We start from the raw sequence: 16,058 nt of genomic DNA on the forward strand, positions 1-16,058 counted from the left end.
TCCAGCCGAACGGTGACCGCGACGACCCGGCCGAGCGTCTCGATCCCGGGCACGTGCTCCTTCACCAGCAGGATGCGGAAGGAGTCCGAAGACCACCGAGGCGGGGCCGCGGGGTCCGAACCGGCCGGCATGGGCCACGGCGGTCGGCCGCATGCCGGCGCCGGCCGGCGCGAGGGCCACCGGCAGCATTCCGACGACCACCAGGCTGAGCACCGCGTACATGACGATCCGCCAGCCGCGGTGCGCCGGGGCCGAACCCGGCAGGACCGCGCCGAAGACCGTGAAGCTCAGCGTCCAATCGGCGGGCAGGCGAATCAGGGGCGGTCTCGCCGTCGCCGGTCTCGCCCTCACCCTGTGGCAGCTCACCAACCCATAACGCAACGCGCCCCCGTCGCCGGCCTCGTGCCGGTGGCGAGGGCGCACTTTGGCGTTACGCAGCGGCGACCAGATCGCGTGCCCGCTCGCTGAAATCAGCGACGAGTCGGTGATTCCCGAACGGCTGCATCCGCCGTTGCAGGTCTTGTACGGCCTCGACGCACCGAGAACTCTTCACCTGTCGCGACAGGGAGAGCGTACGGAGACCGGCAGCGTGTGCCGCCTCCAAGTCCCTGCGCTGCAAGTGCGAGACGGCGAGCGCCGCTTGCGACATCGCGCCGCGCCGCGCGCGGCGCTGCTTACGCGCATGGCCGATCGACTGCCGCGCGTGCTCCTCCGCCGCGTCCGCCTGCCCCAGGTCTCGGAAGGTGTTGGCGTGTTCACCATGCAGATAGGCAGGGTCGATGAAGGCTGCCCACTCCTGCTCATCTTCCAGCCGAACACGACCGTACGCCGTCTCGGACTGCGCAACGGCGCGTGCTGCTTCAGACTTCTCGCCGAGCTTGGCCAAGGCGCGAGCTTCAAGTGCCCACAGGTCCGCGAGACACGCCAGCGACGTGTTCGCGCCGAGCCCTGCGCGGCCGGCCTGCGCGAGCCTGCGCCCCTCGGTGGGGTTGCCAAGCAGTGTTGCTTGGTCAGCCATTCCCGCGAGCACATGTGCCCCGAGCGCCCGGTTCTTGGACTCCTCGGCCAGGCGTAGCGACTGGATCAAATACCGCTGCGCGGTTCCGTGCTCGCCGTTGTCGTAGGCCATCCATCCGAGCAAGTACGTCTGCTCGGCGGCAGCCTCGCACAATGCGTGTCGCACGTCCTCGGTGTGCGTCCGGCGCAGCAGCGGAAACACGTGCTGATTCATGTACTCGGCGAGGATGAGCCGACCCGAGCCGCCGCCCTGCAGTACGTCCATCTTCTGGAACTCGCCGAACATGTTCCGCACTGCGGTCACGTCTTCAAGACGGACGCGAGGGCCCGCTTCGGGCTGCTGGTCAAGGGTGTTGAGAAGCCAGTCACGCGACGGTCCCACCGCTGCCACCGCAGCAAAGGGTGCCGCTGCCAAGAATGCTCGACGGTCCACGTCCGCTCTCCCCAAGTCGGCGACAGCTTCCACGGTAACGGCGAAAGACGCGTTGTAGAGGAGCGAGCGTTCGGCGGAACCGCTCTCACCGAGCCCAAGGTCGTAGGTCGTGACCCGATAGCCGACTGCCGCCGAGATCACGTCGGCGAGAATCTCAGGCAGTGGTGAGCGAGGCATGTCGCCCTCCAACCACCGCCGCACGGTCGACGCGTTCGGCGAAATGTGAGGCTGCCCCCACGTCTGAGCTGCGGCTTTGACGCGACGCGCTAACTCCGTCCGGCTCAGGCCCGACCGCGCAAGCCACGTCGCGAGATCACTGTTCGGCGTCTTCATGTTGAGCCCTTACCCCTCAGCCACGGGCGGTAGTGGAAGTAACACCCTTTGACACCCTCTCCGACGGTACCCCTGCTGTCGGCTCCGCGGTTGCCTAGTTGCTCGAACCAACGGCGCAGGCAAGGGGGTTGCACTCATGCCGAGATCGGTGGCGCAGCGGTTCCCGCGAGCAGGTGGCGCGGTGCCCGAGGCGCGTTCCTTCTTAGGCAGCGTATTGGAGGAGTGGGAGGTTTCCGACCGCTCCGAAGATGCGGTGCTCTGCCTCTCCGAGCTTGCTACCAATGCGGTACGCCATGGCGCGCACGGTGACTTCCTTGTCGAGGTCTCCCTCGACGAGGGGTGTCTGCGCGTCGAGGTGCACGACACGGGGACGGGTGCGCCCCGTGTCGGGAAGCCGAGTGAAGACGACACCGATGGGCGGGGGCTGCTCATCGTGACGTCGCTGGCGGACGGATGGGGGGTGACGCCGCACGGCTCGTGCGGCAAGACCGTATGGACGGAGTTCAAAACGACCGAGGGCGGGATGCAAGTCGAGGTGATCCGATGCTGATGGAGACCGCGACCCCGCCGACCGCCGGATTGCTGGCATCGCTTGGTGTCTGGTTCTGGATCGACCTCACCGAGGCTGGTCATGTTGCCTTCGTGCTGCTCGCCCATCCGCCTGCCCGCCGAGAAAGCGAGTCGCCCGAATCCATTGAGGGCGACATGCGTGGCCTCGCTGCGGCTCTGAGTCTCGCTGATCCTTCAGCGCGACTTCCCGACATCGGTCCCCGACTTGTCGTTCACGGTCAATCCGCGCTCCTGAGCCTCGACGGTTGCCGGGCTGCACTCCACGTGCCCGTCAGCGCCGAGTGGTCAGGGTTCGTCTCCGCCGGCGCGCCGGTGGCGGTCGCGGTCGGCCTCGATCCCCTGCAACCGAGGACGCCGTTCGCCGCCGTCGGGCCGTACGTATCGGAAAGTGCGCAGCGCGGCCGGCTGTTCCTCGGAAAGACCCGGGCTGAGCCTGCCCGAAGGTTCATCGGAGAAGGCGGCCCGCCCGTCTGACCACCGCGAACCGGCTCTCGCACCACTACTCCCAAAGACCCGACGGCCGCGGACACGGCCGCCGGGCAGCGACGCCAACAGCTGACACATTGCTAGGAGCTGATGACGACATGCGCGACCTTATCGCCTGCCTCTGGATCTGGTTAGGACCAGGCATCGCCCGGACGCTACGCACCACGCACCGGCGGTTATCGAAGCGCGGCAGGCGGCCCGCCCCCTCGACTCTGCCTACTTCGGCCATTCCCACGGCCCCGCCCTACGCCCGCCGACCGCGTCCTGCGCACGTGCGAGCCCGACTGCTGCCGATCGACGGTCACGCCTTCCACCTACGGCCGTACGTGCCGCCGTATGTCCCGGTGGTGCATCGTGGGTAGCGCCGCCGTACTCGTGCGCTGCGGGATCTGTGAGTCGCTCGCACCACTCGACAGCGTGGAAACCGGATCGTTCATCTGGCGCGATGGTGACGGTCGAGAGAGAACCGCCAAACGGCGATCTTGCATTGACGTTGCCGCATGCTGCCTCAGGACTGACAACCCTCGCACCTGGCAGCGCCTCGGGGCCACGTTCCCCGTAGGCGTAGAGCCTGCCCCTGGCGCCCCAGTGGCCAAGTGCACCGTCTGCGACATTGCGGCGCGAGTGGACGATCTCGACATCGCCCGCATCCTCGATGACATCGATGATGTCTGGTACTCCTCCGTGGTCTGCGCGGATGAAGACGCCTGTTACGACCGACAGATGCTCCACCCGTACCGGCCGGAGCTCCCCGAGTGAACCGCCTCCCGGACAGCAGTCGGTCAAGCACACACCGCCGTCCGGGGAACGCTCCACCCTTCGCCGCGTTCGCGGCGCCCATGGCGACCATCCGGGTCAGGGTCGCACCAACACTCCCGCGTCGGGCAGAGGCGACTCGTTCACTCTCGCCGCCCGTTGCGGGGCACTACCTCGGCGCGGCCTTGTCGCCGAACCGAGGCAAGCGCACCGTTTGCAACTCAAGGCACGTGACCGACAAGGAGATTCGATGGCCACCGCAGTACAGCCGTGGGGCATGAGCCGCTTAGCGCTCTACCCGAACACCGTGGAACTGCCGCACACCCGAACGGAGCTCGACGCCGCAACTCAGACAACGCGGTACTTCGACGCGGTCGGGCAACCCGTCGAGATGGGCGGTCACGGCACCAGCAACTCAACCTCGACCTCGACCTCGACCGGCGCCGACGGCGGGGGCGCGCAGCCGCCCGCCCCCGCCGACTCGGACTCGTACCCCGACACCTCGTCGGACTGACATGGTCGACTCACCGGTTCTCGTCATCACGTCGATGGGCGACGTCACGGCGGATCTGGTGCTCGGCGAGCTGTACAACCGGGGCATCCCGGTTGTACGGCTCGACCCGGCCACCGACTTCCCGGGCGCCGCACGCATGAGCGCACGTCTCGACGAGCACGGCCTCGCCGGTCGCCTCGACACCGCCACCCGGCACGCCGATCTGTCCGCCGTCCGTTCCGTCTACTGGCGCCGCCCGACTCCCTACGCCCCGCAGGCGGCCGAGACCGCCGAGGAGCGGTTCACGGCCGAGCAGTCGCACGGCGGCTACACCGGCGTGCTTACGGCGCTTCCCCGCGCCCTGTAAGTCAATCACCCCGGGCGTAATCGCCTCGCGGACTACAAGCCCGGTCAACTTGCAACAGCCGCCCGACTCGGGCTGTTCGTTCCTCCGACCCTGATCACGAACGTTCCGGAGGACGCCCACAAGTTCGCGGCTGAGCACGAAACCGTGGTCTACAAGCCGGTGCAGGGGGTGCACCTCACCGGCGAGGACGGGAGAAACCGAACCGTCTGGGTCCGTCCAGTCGCAGCCGACGAGCTCGACGACTCAATCGCCCTGTGCCCCCACCTCTTCCAAGCCTGCGTACCGAAGATCGCCGACATCCGCCTCGCCGCCATCAGCGACGAGCTGTTCGCTACCCGCGTCGACACCGAAGGCGACCACGTGGATTGGCGCCAGGACCAACGCCTGATCACCTGCTCTCCCGTGCCCATCCCCGATCGGGTGCGCAAGGCCGTGCACGCCTACACGCACGCCTTTGGGCTCACTTTCGGTGCTTTCGACTTCGCTCTCGACACCGCTGGTCGATGGTGGTTCCTCGAATGCAACCCGAACGGACAGTGGGCGTTCGTCGACGAGCCCACCACCCGCGCAATCACATGTGCACTGGCCGACACCCTCCAGAAGGGCGCAACTCCATGACCGCTGACACCGCCCCCACGCTACGCCGCCGCCTCGCCGAGCAGCTCGCCGGCGAGGGTCTGCTGCATGACCCGGAGCTACGCCGCGCCGTCGAGACCGTGCCGCGCGAGACGTTCCTCGGCAGCGCGATCTACAGGCCGAGCGAGCCCCCCGGTACAACCGTATGGACCCCCGCTCGCCGCGACTCTGTGCCCGTAGAGGAGTGGCTGCGCCTCACCTACCAGAACACGACATGGGTAACGCAGATCGACGGCACCCTCGCCGAGGACGCAACCAGCCCCGTGACCGGCGGAACGCCAACGTCGTCCTCGACCTTGCCGGGACTCATCACGTGGATGATCGAGCAGGCCGGAACTGCCCGCGGTAAGCGGGCACTGATCATTGGGGTGGGCACCGGTCTGTCGACCGCCTACGTCTCGGAGATCCTCGGCGAGGACAACACCACGGCAATCGAGACCGACCCTGCCGCAGCCGAACGCGCCCGCAAGGCCCTGGCCGAAGCTGGGTACGCCCCGACCCTCATCACCGCCGACGGACTGAACGGATACCCCGAGGGCGCCCCGTACGACATCGTGCTCGCGTTCTGCTCCATGCGGCACATCCCTTACACCCTGCTACGGCAGGTCAAGGAAGGGGGCACCGTTGTAGTCACGCTCGCCGGCTGGGGATTCGGGCACGGCCTCGTGCGGCTCACCGTCGACGACGAGGGTGGAGCGGCTGGCCGCTTCCTGCCCGGATACACGTCGTTCATGATGGCCCGCTCGCACGACCGGCCACCGCACGGCCCCTTCGAACTTCTGCCCGGCGTGCAGCGGTCGAGCCGGATCGACCCCGCCACTCTGGACGACTGGTCCGGTCGATTCGTCGCTCAGCTCGCCGCCCCCTCGGCCGAACGGCTCGGACTGGGCGCTGAGCAGATCCTGCTCGACGTGGCGACCGGCTCACAGGCGCGCACGCGTCCGGCGGAGAACGGTGACGGGTGGACCGTGGTGCAGCGCGGTCCGCTCAAGCTGTGGGACGCGGTCGAGGACGCCGTCAAGACGTGGCAGAACGCTGGCTCGCCGCACCTCTCGGAATTCGGTCTGACCATCACGCCGGACGCCCAACGCGTCTGGCTCGGCAGCCCGGACGGGCCTGGCTGGGTGCTGCCTGTGTGACCCCGTCGGCCGCCTCGTTGCGTGCGTCTCGCGTCGATGGGCGGGCGCGGCCTATTCGCGAACGGGGACACTCGGTTGGCGCTGTTATTGATGGCTGACCAGCAGAGACATATGGGACGCAAAGGCCCACGGAGCCGTGTGTCTTGCGAGCCCGTGTTGGCTCGGGCCATTTAGTCTCGCCTCATGCCAGCTCCACAGAGCTGTACGGCTTCGGTACCGACCACAGACATTGGGGTCAGCATGTCGGACTACGACGCGCACGCGAACAAGGCTCGAGAGCTGATCGAAGGAATGAAGTACAGCCGTGCCCACCCGGAGTGGGCCATTGCGGCTGCCCAAGTCGAGGCGCTTCTCGCACTCGCAGCAGCGATCGCTGACCAGCGAGCGGACCGCGACATCCGATGAGTCAGCACCAGACCGATCCGCAGTACAGCAGCGAAGTACCGCAACGACAGCAACCAATCACGACCGCTTGCCGCCGTCAGAGGCCGTGCGGCTTCTCGTAGATCACCGCGGACCGCACCTCGGCGACATGGCCGAGGCAGCCGTGCGGCAACGGGGCCTCGTTGCTGAGGTCGAGCGAGACATACGGAGCGCGGCATCGCATTTTGATTTACTCGTGGCCGTCAAGGTCGTCCCGAGGTATTCCCGGTGATGGCTACACAGGTCAGGCCAGGTTCTCGCGTACGCCGCTCATGCCCGCCCCTACACCGGCGTCCGGTGGAAGTTCTGGAACGACCGCGAGGCGGTGGGCCCGCGCTGACCCTGGTATCGGGAGCCGTACCGCTCGCTCCCGTAGGGGAATTCAGCGGGCGAGCTCAGCCGGAACATGCAGAGCTGGCCGATCTTCATGCCGGGCCAGAGCTTGATCGGCAGCGTCGCGAGATTGGACAGTTCGAGCGTGACGTGGCCGGAGAAGCCGGGGTCGATGAAGCCGGCGGTCGAGTGGGTGACGAGCCCCAGCCGGCCGAGGGAGCTCTTGCCTTCGAGACGGCTCGCAAGATCGTCGGGCAGGCTGATGACCTCGTACGTCGACGCGAGGACGAACTCCCCGGGGTGCAGGATGAACGGCTCGTCCCCGTCCGGCTCGACCAGCCGGGTCAGATCGGCCTGCTCGACGGCGGGGTCGATGTGGGGGTAGCGGTGGTTCTCGAACACCCGGAAGTAGCGGTCGAGCCGCACATCGATGCTCGACGGCTGCACCATGGATTCGTCGTACGGGTCGATACGTACACGCCCGGCGTCGATCTCGGCCCGGATGTCCTTGTCTGAGAGAAGCACGCCCCGAGGATACGCAGAGCGCACGGGCCCACCCAATCGGACGGCCCCGCGCGCCCCTCCTGCGGGCGTCTGCGTGTCACTGCTTGCGCGTATCTGCGCGTGTGCATGTCTCCGCGTGTGCGCGCCGCTACCGCTTCTCGGGCGTGACGAGCACCGCATGCCGCAACCGCGCACACCTCGGACACCGGATGAGCCGCCCGGGCCCGATCCGGTCGGTGCCGAGCTGCTGCATCGGGAACGAAGCGGTACTGAAGACGTGCCCCTCAGCACAGCGGACGACGGTGCGCTCCATCAAGTCCATCGGGTCCCTTCCCCAACGAAATGCAGACGAAAGCCCACATTAAGGGATCAAAGGAACGGGCCCGCACGCGGCACTCCGTCGCTCAAAGGTACGCCTCAACTCCCGCTCCCCGCAGCCCTGTCCACCGACTCAAGGCCGACCGGATCCCGCCCCCGGACAGCAGGAAGGCCCCGCGGCGAAATACACCGGGGGCCAGCGATGGGGTACAGTGTGCGACGATGCGATGCCGGTCAGCGGCCCGCCTCGCGGGTGTAGTTTAATGGTAGAACATGAGCTTCCCAAGCTCAGAGCGCGGGTTCGATTCCCGTCACCCGCTCCATATGAAAGCCCCAGGCCAGTGGCCCGGGGCTTCGTTGTTGTCTAGACCGGTCTAAGCGCCTTGCATCAGATCCGCACCAGAAGGCTTCTCCTTGCCCTTCTTCCGGGTCGCCCGCACCAGCTGGTCCAGCCCGCTCGCGGCCTCCTGCTGACGCTCCACGTCCGAGTGCTGATAGATCAGAGCCGCCTTCTCCGACGACTGCCCGGCGCGCACCATCGTGTAGTTGAGCGTGGCGCCGGAGCGGGTCGCAAGGGTGTGCCCGGTGTGACGAAGATCGTAGAAACGGAAGCTCTCCGACATCCCGACCTTGGCACGGGCCTTGCGCCACTTCCGCCCGAAGGTGGACCGCGGGAAAGGCTGCCCTTCTCCCCCACGAACAGGAGCGGCTATGACCTCTAGCCACCATAAGGTGAGTGGCCACGCCGCCTACCCGTACGCTGACGCGGGTGACGCGCTTGATCGTGGCAGCAGGTGGAGGGGGCGACGCAGTCGCCGCCGCAATGCTCGACGCCGCTCTGTATGGGGCCGAGGGCCCAGCGGTGGTTTTCACGTACGCATGGGACCGCCTCTTGGTCGATCCCGTCCCCGGACCACGAGGCCCGGCGAGCTTCACCGGCCTCCGCGCTCTGACCAGAAGCGTCCAGGTCGTCCCCGGCGACGCCCGTCCGGTAGCTCCAGCAGGCTCGACCCTCCCGCGACTCGCTGCGGAGCTCCCGCAGACCTTCGCCCTGATCGACCCGCATCACGGTGCCGAGGGCATTACGCGCCAGCTCGAAGAACTCATCCAGCACCTGGAGCCCGAGTCCATCGATCTGCTGGACGTCGGCGGCGACATCCTCGCCCGCGGCGACGAGCCGACATTGCGCAGCCCGCTCGCGGACGCCCTCACCCTCGCAGCCTGCTGCCAAGTGAACGCACCTGTACGGCTGCTGGTGGCAGGCCCCGGCCTGGACGGCGAAATCCCCGCCGCCGACCTACGCGACCGGATGGGCCCGACGCTTCTGACCCTCACGGCCGAACACGTCGAGCCAATCAGCTCAGTCCTCGAATGGCATCCCTCGGAAGCAACGGCCATGCTCTCCGCCACCGCCCGAGGAGTCCGCGGCCTGTGCGAAATCAGGGACGCCGGCCTCCCGGTCCCCCTCACCGACGAGGGCCCCACCATCCACGAAGCCGACCTGGACGACGCCCTCACCCGCAACGAGCTGGCCCGCGCCATCCTTGCATCGGAAACACTCGACGAGGTCGAGCAGCACAGCCGCGAAATCTGCGGCTACTCCGAAGTCGACTACGAACGCAACAAGGCCAGTTGGCTTGGCATCCAGCGAGAGCTGAAGCTCGACCCGGAGACGACGCTCCACCGACTCGACCACTTCGAGGCCGAGGCCCGCAGCCGCGGAATCACCCACACGACTTTCCGCCGACTCACCGAAGCCCTCGACCTCAACGGCAAGCAGCGCCAGGACCTCAGAGCCCTCCTGCTCAGCCGCCGCCCCGAGCAGTACCAAGCCCCGCTCTGGCACATCCCAGCCGAACCGTCCCGCGGGGACTGAGAGGACGGCTCTCGGCATGAGCGCATTCGGCAGCGACCCGGCACTCGATGACGTCCGGGATGTGGAAGACGGCCAGACCGAAGTCGACGTTGCCACCAACCTGTTGACCGGCACCGTCCGGCTGTCGATTCTCTGGACCCAAGAGATCATGCTCTCTCCCGACGACGCCGAGGAGGTCGCCCGTGCCCTCCAACGAGCAGCCGCACAGGGCCGCACAATCGCTACGAGCACGCAGCCCGAGAGCACCCAGCACCCACCTGAGTAACAACTTTCTTCACCGTGTGCCCACCCGGGCACACGGTGAATGAAGTCAGAACCGTCGTGGCCGGGGCGGTCGCAGGCACGGCATGCATGATGGCGCACGTGCGGAACACAGTGGTGGGTCAGGCCGGGCCGTCGACGTCCTGCGTGGAGGCCGCGAACGCCTCGGGGCCCTGCTCCGCCGCCGCCGGGTCCATCCACATGACCTGCCAGCCGTGGCCGTCGAGGTCGAAGAAGCTGCGTGAGTACATGAAGCCGTAGTCCTCGGCGCCATCCGCCTCGGCGCCACCCGCCGCGAGCGCAGCGGCGCTGACCGTATCGACCTCATCGCGGGATGACACGCTGAAGCAGTACAGCGCCAGCGTGTGCGTGGTGGGATCGGCCATCGGCAGTTTCGCGAACTCCGCGAACTTCTCACGGCTGAGCAGCATGACGAAGGCGTGCTCGCCGACCAGCATGCAGGCAGCGGTCTCGTCGGTGAACATCGGGTTGAAGCTAAACCCGAGCTTGGCGAAGAACGCCTTGCTGCGCTCGAGGTCTGCTACGGGGATGTTCACGAACAGCATGCGGCCGGGGTGTGTGGGATTGGTCATGGTGGGTCTCCAGTCGGTGGCTCGATGGCGTACGTCCTGGTAGACCGGCCCTGCCGGCGGAACTCATCGGTGGATCTCGGCTAAGTCGCAGTCGCAGCGTTGATCGACATCACGGCCGCAGCTCAGAGACCCTGCCCTTCAGTTCTTCGGCTACTGGTGGAGGTGGCCCGCCCGTCGGCACACGTGCCGTGCCTATGCGTGCTCTTGCCCGGCCGGGACCGTGCCCGTTGCGTGCCCGTTCCGGCGGAAGCGGGGAACAGTACGAAGGCCCTCTCTGGTCCACCACCGGCGGCTAGCCCAGCGAAGGCAGCCAGTCCGACCGCTCCAACATCAGGAGCCGTCTTCCGGTATTACGAATGGCATGGCCAGTAGCCACTGCTGGTTCTCCCCGTCGTGCGGCTCCCAGAACACGGGCATCGTCCTTGCCTCAGCTTCGTGAGGGCTATCCAACGCATAGCCTGTTCCTGCATTGATGACGCGATGCGCCCGAAGTCCAGGTGCGGGGAAGATATGCCACCGTTGCCAAGCAGCCCCGTTATCGCTGCGTCCTCGCATGCGGGGATGATGGCCGGCCGCTGACGCCTGACCATCAAGCAGCAGGTTGTTACTTGCGGAGATGATGTGCACTTCCCGCCCGTAGCCGGATGCCTCCAGGTACCACAACTGATGAGGTTGACCGTGTGACCCCCAAAGATGCGGATGGCTGCCGTCCGCGCTGTGAAGGGCAGTGTCGAGAGCCAACCCGCTGCTCACTGAGATGAACAGGAAGGGACCGCTCGGTTGACGCCCACGACGCTTGAAGAAAGCACCCACATCGTTCGTCCCAATCTTCAGGAACGGAAGGCCTATCTCGGCACTGACCTGACGGTCTCTCGGGGGCATGACCGCCATCCTAGGATGGCGGGGTACCTCGAAGTGTGATGTTCGGAGGCCTCCGGACGGTGCGTCAGACCAAGTGCTGGAAGCGTGATGGCGGGTGTTCCTCGGACCGGACGGCATGCTGCCTGAAGCTGAGAAGACGCACATGGCCAACCAGCCCTCTACGTTCCCGGCCGCGCAGCCGACCGCATGTCAGGCGCCTACCGCGGCGAGGCCAAGACCCAATACCGGGAAGTTTAGGTCCGCCATCGTCGTGTTCGGTCAATGGCTGTGGTGATGGTGAGTGTGATCTCCGCGTTGGTGATCGGGGTGTTCTTCCTGGTCGGGCTGTAGGCGAAGTCGAGATCGGGCGTTTGACTCGACGGGGTTGAATCCTGGTGGGGCGGTGCTGCGGGGCCAGCTCTCGGGTGCTGACCGCCCCGACAACAGGCTTGCACAGCACCGCCGTACCGCAACTGCAGCAACCGTCCCCGTCCAGGAGCGTCCCTCTGGGCCACAGGACACCAACGCCGAGGCCGCCCTCGCACCCCGAAGGGCGGGAGGGACGCGGCGGGTGCTCTAGCGTCGGGCGCCATGAAGAAGACTGGGGTGGGGACCCGACCGGCCGCTTTCGTGGCTTTTTCGGGGCTGTTGCTGGTGGGGTTGCCCGCGTTGTACTTCCTCACCGCCTACGGCTGCGGCGAGAAGGAGGACCGGCTCGCCGAGGTGTTGGCCCGCGCGGCAGTGCTGGATGCGGCACCGGAAGGGGCGGATCCGGAGGACCACTACCGGGAGTGCGGCGACGACGATCGGTTCGTGGTCGTGGGGAGGCGATACCAATACCGTGGGTCCCCGGAGAGCGCCCTGGGTCACTATCGGAAGGCCGCCGCGACAGACGGCTGGCGACCGCTGCCCCCGGCCGAGGGGGAGACGGTGTCCGGTTGTTTCACCAAGTCGATGGGCGACACGACCGCGTACCTGGACGTAGACAGTCCGGGCGACGGCCTGCTCTCTGTGGAAATCGTCGCGGACCACGCGGGTTCGCAGTGGTGCGGAGGAATCGATCACGGTGCCGGGGGCGCCGCGTCGGCCCCCGGGCGGTGGCCGACGCCGGTACGAACAACGTGAGGTGTGCCCGCGATCACCTCGTGGCGACTCCGGGCCCGCACATGGGCGCGGTCGCCGCAGGTGCTCGGGCCGTCCGGTGCCACCGCTCACCGCCGGATCACGGAAAAATGGGATGCCCGGCGCTCGGTGCGACGGCAGTGCCGGAGCTCCGGATCCGGTACGGGCACGGCGGCGATGAGCCTGCGCGGGTACTCCGTCTCCGGGCGCTGGAGACGGCAGGCGACAGCAAGAGACGGCAGGCGACAGCAGGAGGATCAACTGTCCTGCTCCATATGGCGAGTTGGGAAACGTCAATACTCCTTGAGGACCGATTCTGCTCATCTTCGGGTAGGACGCGCCTCATGATCACGCCCGGCTACCTTCGCCAGTTGGAAGATCCGTTCAAACGGGGAGAGTGCATGACCAGCACACTGAAGAGGTTCGGCACGACCGCCTCCGCGATAGGCCTGCTGACCGCGGGCGTGACGTTCGGCGTCACGCCGTCGGCGCATGCCGCCGTCGGACCGGCCGGCTGCCGCGCATATGTGTCGCACAACAACGACCACGTGGCCGTGGGCTGGTGCAGCTCGGGCAACGGCACCTGGAACGTCCAGGCCTGGTGCGGCGGCCCGGGCGGCGCCAGGGGCCCCTACAAGGGCACCCCCGGCTACCGTACGCGTGGCATGGAGAAGGCGGCGACGCTCAACTGCGGCTCCTCCGGGTTCCCGTTCAACATGAAGGTCGTCGACAAGAAGTCCTGACCCGGCGACCGCAACGCCCTCGCTGAGGACCGGGAGGTCCCGGCACCGAGGGCGCCCGGGTGGCCCGGGAGACCGTCGCGGTCCACCCGGGCCACCCGGCACCACGACGAGCGGCTCACGGCCGCCCGTCGGCGACTGCGGGCCGGAGGACGGGCTTCTGGACGGGGCACCTGTGCCCGCCCGGCCGGATACCGAACCCGGACTCTTCGTTCTTCCGGGAGGACTGTCGCGACCGGGCCGCCCTCGGCGAGCACCGGGCCCGGACCTGCTGCCGGGCCTGTCCGGAGCGGCTCCCCGGCCGACCTCGGCCGCCATCGCGCACCGGGACACCGTCACCGCATCCGATCGCTTCGAAGCGGCCCCGGCCTGACCGCCTCTCACATCGACCGAGCAGGCAACCGGCCGGGCATACCCCTTGGCCCGGCCGGACAGCGCAGCAGGGGCTTCCGCGGCCCCTGCGCATGGCGCGCGTGATCGGGCTGGTCATGATGCACTGGAGTGACAGGAGGTGCGTCGTGACCGGTCGTTCCGGCAAGCCCCGCAACATATTTCTCGTCTGGCTGATCTGGCCCCTGCTCACTCTGGGTATCTACCATTTCGTCTGGTACTACAAGGTGAATCGCGAGGCCCGCGAGTTTGATCAGCGGATCGAAGTCGATCCGGTGTATTCCGTTCTGGCCGTCACCGTGGGCTGGCTGGTGATCGTGCCGCCCTTCGTGTCGGTCTACAACACCGGTGAGCGCATTGCCAGGATGCAGAGGTCGGCCGGGATGCAGCCCACCTGTAATCCCTGGATCGGGCTTATTCTCATGATCGTTGCCGGTCTGCACTCGCTCTACTACCAGCACGAGCTGAACCAGATCTGGGCCCACTACGACAACCCGGCGGAGGGCGCCGAGGTGCGTCTCGCGGTTTGACGACTGAAAGGTGCCTCTCGCGGTTTGACGACTGAGAGGTGCCTCTCGCGGTTTGACGACTGAAGGGGTACGCGGTCGCGCACGGCCACGCCGCGGTTTTGAGCAGCCGCCCGCAGTGCCGGGAGCCGTTCCCTGTCCCATGGCAGGCGCCGGGTTCCCGCTGTCGCGCCGACTACGTGGAGCCGCCCCCCGCGTGGGGCTTTCGACGCGCTTCAGGAGGTGGCGGCGGCCCGCTCGGCAGCGTTGCGCTCGATGCCGCTCTCCCCCTCAACCAAAGCCTCGGGGCCACCGGGTTGGTCATCGTCGCTGATCCTGGTGCCCAGCACCTCGGCCCAGAAGGTTCCGAGCCGGTAGGTGTCCGCGCAGTCGACGCTCACGTGGTGCACAAGAGAAGCCACGGTCGACAACCATGGCGGGGTAACGGACCATCGCCCAAAGGGTTTTGGCGGTGGGCTCGCAGCACACCGAAACCGCTGTCGGCCCGCGTCAGGAGTGCGGCTCCGGGAATCGGGCCGCGCAACGACGTCGTCACACGCCTCGCCACACGTTGTCGAAGGCCGCGTCCTCGATGGCTCGCCGTTGCCGTACGGCCTCCAGTTCCATCACCGCGTCATTGACGGCGGCCAGAACTGTCAGCACCGCCTCGTCGGCCACGCCCAGGGAGTCCCCGGTCCGCTCCTCGCGGATCCCAAGGGCCGCCGCGAGGGCGGCGAGGACGGGCTCGTCCGATGTCCAGCGGTCCGCCGCCTGCCGGCGAGCGGCCGAATCCGCCAACTCCGCGGGGCTCGTCCGGAAGGGCATCCCGCGGCGGCGGTGCCGGGTGAGCTGCCCGTCCGCCTCCAACGCGGCCAGATACGCCGCGGACAGGCCGCGTCCTCTGCGCCACAGCCAGTCGTCGACCGACTCGTACGGCGCTTGCCTCACCAGCGACGCCGCCGCCTCATCCAGCAGGCGATCAGCTATTTCCGGCCGCCGGCCCGGCACGATCTGATCGCCGTCCAGTCTGATGGCCTCGACGCCCAGAAGGTCGATCGCCTCGGCTCCCGCGAGCGCCAGCGACAGATCGCCTTGTCCCACAGGGCGGCCAGGGGCCCGGTCCATGGCGGAGATCGAGAGGTCCCGCGATGTGGTGGTCATTGAGCGGCTCCACGTCAAGGGCATCGGTCGCGATGCGTCGTGCGTCGCCGAGCAACTGGTCCGGCGCGCGGTGATGGGAAGGGCTTCCCCCGCTCGCGTGAGCCGGAGCGTTCCCGCTGACGAGCTTACGGAGCGGGGACGGCGGCTGCACCCCGCATGGCGCTCCGGGCCGCTGCCGGGCACAGCCGAACCGGGGCCGGCACTGCCGTGGCCACCCAGGAGATCTCCGGCCCGAGCGCCGACCGGAGCACGGACGAAACCACGGACGGGAGCACGGACGGGAGCGCTGCTCCACATCCTCTGGCCGACAATCGGGTTCGCGCTCGCCAAGCCAAATCGAACAGACGTACCATTCAGGTGTGGCTGAAACGTACGACTTCCCCGACGACCTCCGGGCCGCCCAGCTCGACCTGCACCGCACGCGTGCCGAGTACGCGGCGCTGTGCCGGACCCTGCCCTGGTCGGTGACTCCGGAGCCCGGCTGGACGGGGGAGAAGCACGTGCTCGGGGACCGGGTGGTCTCGTTTCCGGACAGCCCGGGCTACACCGCGGAGCAGGCGGCAGAGGTCAAGCGGCTGCGCCGGCGGCTGCTCGATCTGTCGGTCACCGTGAGCACCCATCCCTACTGGGCGACCCTGTCGGTGGGGGTGGTCGACGCGCGGACGGCGCTCAAGCACGCCCACGAACAGTCCGCCCCGGAACAGGCCGCCCACGAACGGGCCGAGGGCAAGGCTGCGTAG

At 67.7% G+C, this 16,058-nt stretch carries 22 protein-coding genes, 1 tRNA gene and 1 pseudogene; 16 read left to right on the forward strand and 8 right to left on the reverse strand.

Features of this window, described 5'->3' with window-relative positions:
• The first annotated feature begins 151 nt into the window (after positions 1 to 151).
• Positions 152 to 376, forward strand: coding sequence for a hypothetical protein (locus OG293_RS16655; RefSeq protein WP_405999578.1), 225 nt, complete (start codon positions 152 to 154; stop codon positions 374 to 376).
• Positions 377 to 430: 54 nt separating this feature from the next.
• On the opposite strand, the gene OG293_RS16660 is transcribed toward OG293_RS16655, so the two are convergent.
• Positions 431 to 1,783: a transcriptional regulator gene (locus OG293_RS16660; RefSeq protein WP_405999579.1), complete on the reverse strand. Its 1,353-nt coding sequence runs from the start codon at positions 1,781 to 1,783 to the stop codon at positions 431 to 433.
• 181 nt (positions 1,784 to 1,964) lie between these two features.
• Between OG293_RS16660 and OG293_RS16665 the strand changes: the two genes are divergently transcribed.
• The 8 genes from OG293_RS16665 to OG293_RS16700 all read left to right on the forward strand — a co-directional run bounded on the left by OG293_RS16665 (position 1,965) and on the right by OG293_RS16700 (position 6,635).
• Positions 1,965 to 2,333, forward strand: a complete 369-nt coding sequence (locus tag OG293_RS16665; RefSeq protein ID WP_405999580.1) for an ATP-binding protein — start codon at positions 1,965 to 1,967, stop codon at positions 2,331 to 2,333.
• On the forward strand, positions 2,327 to 2,827 hold the full coding sequence (locus OG293_RS16670) for a hypothetical protein (protein WP_405999581.1): 501 nt from the start codon (positions 2,327 to 2,329) through the stop codon (positions 2,825 to 2,827). Before OG293_RS16665 ends, OG293_RS16670 begins: the two co-directional genes overlap by 7 nt.
• 636 nt (positions 2,828 to 3,463) lie before the next feature.
• The gene (locus OG293_RS16675) at positions 3,464 to 3,598 is read left to right on the forward strand and encodes a hypothetical protein (protein ID WP_405999582.1); all 135 of its coding nucleotides are present in this window, start codon (positions 3,464 to 3,466) and stop codon (positions 3,596 to 3,598) included.
• A gap of 247 nt (positions 3,599 to 3,845) precedes the next feature.
• The gene (gene tgmA, locus OG293_RS16680; protein WP_405999583.1) at positions 3,846 to 4,109 is read left to right on the forward strand and encodes a putative ATP-grasp-modified RiPP; all 264 of its coding nucleotides are present in this window, start codon (positions 3,846 to 3,848) and stop codon (positions 4,107 to 4,109) included.
• A 1-nt stretch (position 4,110) separates the two neighbouring features.
• Complete coding sequence (locus OG293_RS16685; protein ID WP_405999584.1) at positions 4,111 to 4,455, forward strand: MvdC/MvdD family ATP grasp protein; 345 nt, start codon at positions 4,111 to 4,113, stop codon at positions 4,453 to 4,455.
• A 144-nt stretch (positions 4,456 to 4,599) separates the two neighbouring features.
• Complete coding sequence (locus OG293_RS16690) at positions 4,600 to 5,073, forward strand: hypothetical protein (RefSeq protein WP_405999585.1); 474 nt, start codon at positions 4,600 to 4,602, stop codon at positions 5,071 to 5,073.
• Positions 5,070 to 6,230, forward strand: a complete 1,161-nt coding sequence (gene tgmC / locus OG293_RS16695) for an ATP-grasp peptide maturase system methyltransferase (RefSeq protein ID WP_405999586.1) — start codon at positions 5,070 to 5,072, stop codon at positions 6,228 to 6,230. The genes OG293_RS16690 and tgmC overlap by 4 nt, the downstream gene beginning before the upstream one ends.
• Positions 6,231 to 6,470: 240 nt before the next feature.
• Positions 6,471 to 6,635 carry a hypothetical protein gene (locus OG293_RS16700; protein WP_405999587.1) on the forward strand — a complete coding sequence of 55 codons (165 nt, stop codon included), beginning with the start codon at positions 6,471 to 6,473 and terminating at the stop codon, positions 6,633 to 6,635.
• A 76-nt stretch (positions 6,636 to 6,711) separates the two neighbouring features.
• Here OG293_RS16700 and OG293_RS16705 read toward each other — a convergent pair whose 3' ends face one another.
• Positions 6,712 to 6,837 (reverse strand): hypothetical protein, encoded by a 126-nt coding sequence (locus tag OG293_RS16705; RefSeq protein WP_405999588.1) that lies wholly within the window; start codon positions 6,835 to 6,837, stop codon positions 6,712 to 6,714.
• Between the two features lie 98 nt (positions 6,838 to 6,935).
• A complete protein-coding gene (dcd, locus tag OG293_RS16710; protein WP_405999589.1) occupies positions 6,936 to 7,511 on the reverse strand; it encodes a dCTP deaminase in 576 nt (191 codons plus the stop codon).
• A gap of 546 nt (positions 7,512 to 8,057) precedes the next feature.
• Here dcd and OG293_RS16715 point away from each other — a divergent pair.
• Positions 8,058 to 8,131 (forward strand) — tRNA-Gly (locus OG293_RS16715).
• 51 nt (positions 8,132 to 8,182) lie between these two features.
• On the opposite strand, the pseudogene OG293_RS16720 reads toward OG293_RS16715, so the two are convergent.
• Positions 8,183 to 8,514 (reverse strand): annotated as a pseudogene (locus OG293_RS16720) (site-specific integrase); the annotation flags it as partial.
• Positions 8,515 to 8,577: 63 nt separating this feature from the next.
• On the opposite strand from OG293_RS16720, the gene OG293_RS16725 reads away from it, so the two are divergent.
• The gene (locus OG293_RS16725) at positions 8,578 to 9,684 is read left to right on the forward strand and encodes a DUF1152 domain-containing protein (protein ID WP_405999590.1); all 1,107 of its coding nucleotides are present in this window, start codon (positions 8,578 to 8,580) and stop codon (positions 9,682 to 9,684) included.
• Positions 9,685 to 9,700: 16 nt separating this feature from the next.
• Positions 9,701 to 9,949, forward strand: coding sequence for a hypothetical protein (locus OG293_RS16730; protein ID WP_405999591.1), 249 nt, complete (start codon positions 9,701 to 9,703; stop codon positions 9,947 to 9,949).
• Between the two features lie 118 nt (positions 9,950 to 10,067).
• Here the strand turns inward: OG293_RS16730 and OG293_RS16735 are convergent, their stop codons facing one another.
• Entirely contained in the window at positions 10,068 to 10,538 is a 471-nt protein-coding gene (locus OG293_RS16735) for a VOC family protein (protein ID WP_405999592.1), read from the reverse strand.
• Positions 10,539 to 10,868: 330 nt separating this feature from the next.
• A complete protein-coding gene (locus OG293_RS16740) occupies positions 10,869 to 11,420 on the reverse strand; it encodes an RICIN domain-containing protein (protein WP_405999593.1) in 552 nt (183 codons plus the stop codon).
• A gap of 570 nt (positions 11,421 to 11,990) precedes the next feature.
• Here OG293_RS16740 and OG293_RS16745 point away from each other — a divergent pair.
• The 3 genes from OG293_RS16745 to OG293_RS16755 all read left to right on the forward strand — a co-directional run bounded on the left by OG293_RS16745 (position 11,991) and on the right by OG293_RS16755 (position 14,181).
• A complete protein-coding gene (locus OG293_RS16745; RefSeq protein ID WP_405999594.1) occupies positions 11,991 to 12,524 on the forward strand; it encodes a hypothetical protein in 534 nt (177 codons plus the stop codon).
• 398 nt (positions 12,525 to 12,922) lie between these two features.
• A complete protein-coding gene (locus OG293_RS16750; RefSeq protein WP_405999595.1) occupies positions 12,923 to 13,264 on the forward strand; it encodes a hypothetical protein in 342 nt (113 codons plus the stop codon).
• 515 nt (positions 13,265 to 13,779) lie between these two features.
• Complete coding sequence (locus OG293_RS16755) at positions 13,780 to 14,181, forward strand: DUF4234 domain-containing protein (RefSeq protein WP_405999596.1); 402 nt, start codon at positions 13,780 to 13,782, stop codon at positions 14,179 to 14,181.
• A 212-nt stretch (positions 14,182 to 14,393) separates the two neighbouring features.
• On the opposite strand, the gene OG293_RS16760 is transcribed toward OG293_RS16755, so the two are convergent.
• Positions 14,394 to 14,579, reverse strand: coding sequence for a VOC family protein (locus OG293_RS16760; protein WP_405999597.1), 186 nt, complete (start codon positions 14,577 to 14,579; stop codon positions 14,394 to 14,396).
• A gap of 130 nt (positions 14,580 to 14,709) precedes the next feature.
• On the reverse strand, positions 14,710 to 15,318 hold the full coding sequence (locus OG293_RS16765) for a GPP34 family phosphoprotein (RefSeq protein WP_405999598.1): 609 nt from the start codon (positions 15,316 to 15,318) through the stop codon (positions 14,710 to 14,712).
• Positions 15,319 to 15,677: 359 nt separating this feature from the next.
• On the opposite strand from OG293_RS16765, the gene OG293_RS16770 reads away from it, so the two are divergent.
• On the forward strand, positions 15,678 to 16,058 hold the full coding sequence (locus tag OG293_RS16770; protein ID WP_405999599.1) for a hypothetical protein: 381 nt from the start codon (positions 15,678 to 15,680) through the stop codon (positions 16,056 to 16,058).

This window comes from Streptomyces sp. NBC_00829 (assembly GCF_045161795.1).
GTDB lineage: Bacteria > Actinomycetota > Actinomycetes > Streptomycetales > Streptomycetaceae > Streptomyces.